The sequence below is a fragment of the Pedobacter sp. HMWF019 genome (assembly GCF_003061025.1).
Taxonomy (GTDB): Bacteria; Bacteroidota; Bacteroidia; order Sphingobacteriales; family Sphingobacteriaceae; genus Pedobacter.
Genome location: NZ_QAIL01000400.1, coordinates 1 through 1,135, shown reverse-complemented (window position 1 = coordinate 1,135; position 1,135 = coordinate 1). Strand labels below are relative to the sequence as shown.

Genomic DNA, 1,135 nt, shown 5'->3' with positions numbered 1-1,135 from the left:
TTGTTTCTATGGCTTCTCATGAGTTCCGTACACCGCTCAGTTCTGTACAACTCTCCGCTTCGCTGATCGAAAAGTATGCCCAGCCTTTTCAGAATAAACATATTGAAAAACATGTCAGTAAGATCAAAAATGCAGTAGGTAACCTGACCACGATACTCAATGATTTTCTGTCTTTGGAAAGATTGGAAGCAGGCGGGGTAGAGCCTACTTTCAGTTCATTTGACCTGGTTAAACTTGCGGAGGAGATTACTGAAGAAATGCAAATGATTGCCAAACAGGATCAAAATATCATTTATCAGCATACTGGCCTGGAGAGTATGGTGATGCTGGATCAGAACCTGCTGAAGAATTGTATGATCAACCTGATTGGAAATGCCATAAAATATTCAGGGGAAAATACTTTTATTGAGTTCAATACGGAGATCAACGAAAGCCAATGTATTGTAACTATAAAGGATAATGGTATTGGTATTCCTGAATCTGATCAGATTCATTTGTTCCAGCCATTTTTCAGGGCGAATAATACAGGGAATATTCCAGGAACCGGACTTGGACTGAATATTGTATTGCGTTATGTGACCTTGATGAGGGGAGAAGTGCAGTTTAACAGTATAATTAACAAAGAGACAACATTTATACTTTCTTTTAATAAATAGATGGGGAAAACAAAGATTCTGGTTATAGAAGATAATAATGATATACGGGAAAGTGTAGCAGAGATCTTGGATCTGGCTGGCTATGAAGTTCTGGAAGCCAATCATGGAAAAGTAGGGGTCGATTTGGCAGCGCAACATCTTCCAGACCTGATCCTTTGTGACATCATGATGCCGGAGCTGGATGGCTATGGTGTGCTGTATATGCTCAATAAAAATCCCAATACTTCTACTATACCTTTTATTTTTCTTACCGCCAAGGCAGAGCGCCTGGATATGAGAAAGGGAATGGAAATGGGGGCAGATGATTATCTGACCAAACCTTTTGATGATATAGAATTGCTTAATGCTATTGAAAGCAGGTTAAATAAGAGAAATAAACAACAAGCGTTTTATAGTAAATCCTTAGATCAGATCAGTGGTCTGATCAGTGATAAATCTGGATTGGGGGAGTTGAATAAGCTGATTGCCCAGCGTAAGGT

General features: G+C 39.3%; 2 protein-coding genes. Both read left to right on the top strand.

The window, feature by feature from the left end; translation table 11 throughout:
* The coding region (locus DBR11_RS30275; protein ID WP_233260856.1) for a sensor histidine kinase KdpD at positions 1-656 on the top strand (656 nt) is incomplete at its 5' end.
* The coding region (locus tag DBR11_RS21590) for a response regulator transcription factor (protein WP_146186620.1) at positions 657-1,135 on the top strand (479 nt) is incomplete at its 3' end.